Source organism: Shinella sp. G-2 (genome assembly GCF_050172695.1).
Taxonomy (GTDB): Bacteria; Pseudomonadota; Alphaproteobacteria; order Rhizobiales; family Rhizobiaceae; genus Shinella.
This window is the reverse complement of record NZ_JBBEYH010000058.1, coordinates 1-2,093: the sequence shown is the minus strand read 5'-3', so window position 1 is coordinate 2,093 and position 2,093 is coordinate 1. Positions and strand designations below refer to the sequence as shown.

General features: G+C 60.0%; 3 protein-coding genes. 2 read left to right on the top strand and 1 reads right to left on the bottom strand.

Annotation, left to right across the window (positions count from 1 at the left end; genetic code table 11):
- Positions 1–216: hypothetical protein (locus tag V8U06_RS29060; RefSeq protein WP_427143628.1), on the top strand; the 216-nt coding region annotated here is incomplete at its 5' end.
- A complete protein-coding gene (locus tag V8U06_RS29055; protein ID WP_427143627.1) occupies positions 213–1,883 on the top strand; it encodes a UvrD-helicase domain-containing protein in 1,671 nt (556 codons plus the stop codon). The genes V8U06_RS29060 and V8U06_RS29055, both read left to right, overlap by 4 nt.
- A gap of 162 nt (positions 1,884–2,045) precedes the next feature.
- Here the strand turns inward: V8U06_RS29055 and V8U06_RS29050 are convergent.
- On the bottom strand, positions 2,046–2,093 hold a 48-nt coding region (locus tag V8U06_RS29050; protein ID WP_427143629.1), incomplete at its 5' end, for a helix-turn-helix domain-containing protein.

The window sequence follows — 2,093 nt, the reverse complement described above, 5'->3', positions numbered from 1 at the left end:
CTCGGTGAGTCTCATGGCGCGGTCGATCAGTATGAGGCGGCGCAACAGACCTATTTCGGTCCTTACCACAAGCGCTTCAAGGTGGGCAGCAAGCCGGTCTGGCATATCCGCGCAATGGCCGAACTTGATGACGCAGCGCTTGTTGCGTCGCTCCCCGGGTCGCTGAAACGATTGACGGAATATGCGTTGGCCGCTTTGAAAGCGATACCGGAATGATTCCCGTCGAACGGTGGAAGCCGGCAGACGGCCTCATCCTCGAACCGAACGCCCTTCTGGCGGCCCGAACCACCGCCGGGCATCTGGCAATCACTGCGGGGCCGGGTGCGGGCAAGACCGAGGTTCTGGCGCAACGCGCCGACTTCCTGCTTCGCACCGCGACCTGCCACTATCCAAGCCGGATCCTTGCAATCTCGTTCAAGGTCGACGCCAGCCAGAACCTGAAGGATCGGGTTCGTCTGCGATGCGGAAACGATCTGGCAAGCCGGTTTGACAGCTACACGTTTCATGCCTTTGCAAAGCGAATTATCGACCGTTTCCGGACGGCTTTGACCGGCGCTGATCAGCTCGACGACGACTATAGTGTCGGCCCGCGCCGCGTCGAACGGCAGTCGATTACATTCAAGGACATGGTACCGCTTGCCACTACCATCGTTCAGACCAACGCGATCGCTCGCAATGCCATACGCTACACCTATAGCGACGTCTTCCTCGATGAGTTTCAAGATTGCACGAGCGAGCAGTACCAGCTGATATCCGACTGCTTTCTGGCCTCACCGGCAAGACTGACCGCCGTTGGCGACACCCGCCAGAGGATCATGGGATGGGCAGGAGCCCTGGAGGGCATTTTCAAGGTTTTTGCGACGGATTTCGCCGCCGTGCCCCTCAGTCTCTATCAGAACTTTCGAGCCAAACCGCGGTTGCGCAGGATGCAGAATGCAATGGTCCGCACCATGGACCCGGCGGGCGCGGTCGATGATGCCGAGCTTGCGGGCGACGAGGGCGTGATCGAGATCCTTGAAGCGACAGATGCGGTCGACGAGGCGGAACGGCTGGCCGTCGCGATCAGGGACAGGATCGACAATGATGGGGTAGCGCCGTCGCAAATCGCGGTTCTCGTCAGCCGCGACCAGCAGTTCGTCTGCCAGCGGCTGCGTGAAGCATTTCAGGCGCACGGGATCCCGTTCCGGGAGGAAGACGGTACGCAAGATTTTGCCTCCGAACCTGTCGTCAAACTCATCACCGATCTGCTTCTGGTGGCGGGGACCGTTGCGAATGCCGACGCACATCGCAGACTTCTGAGCGCGATCATCTATACCCAAAGCATGGACGAGGAGCAGGAATATCGCGCTAGGCATCGATGGGCGCGGTTTGTCGAAGAGATCCGGTCTGCGATTGCCGCCGGCACGATCGCCAAGGGCGACCGCGCAGGACTTCAAACGATCGTCGATAAGCTCTTTGCACTGGTCGGCCGGGACGCTGTGGTCGCAATGTCGTCGGATTACGGGCAGGCCAACCGTTTGGACGAACTGGTTCAGTCAGCAATTGACCGCCTGCATGTTGTTCTTTCAAACGAGCCGGACATCGGGCTTGCGCTCTCGGCCTTTTCAGCGGACCGGGCGGTCCGCGTCATGTCGATCCACAAAAGCAAGGGACTGGAATTCGACACGGTCATCGTAATGGGTGTCGAGGCACAAACCTTCTGGTCGAACCCTGTGGATGAGCGATCCGCCTATTTCGTTGCGATATCTCGGGCGAAGGAGCGTCTCATCCTCTCGGTGGTGGCCCATCGCGAGCGGCCCGAAGGATGGCCGTCCCACCGTCTCTGGGGTAGTGCCCGACAGCCTCATGCCGAGTTCCTGAAATATGCCGAGACCTATCGTTGAAAATCGGTCGGGAAAGAGCACACCCCAATCAGGACACCTAGGCGAGGGAGAACAAGAGTAAGCGCGTGCGAAGAAGATCACAGTGGTCATCAAAGCGAGGGCGAGCGTGAACGACCGGGTTCACACGTCGCCGGAAGCCAGCGACGGACGTTGGCGCCACCATTATACTACGCCCCACGCCCGAAACCTCCCCCTCCCCGTCATCTCGCG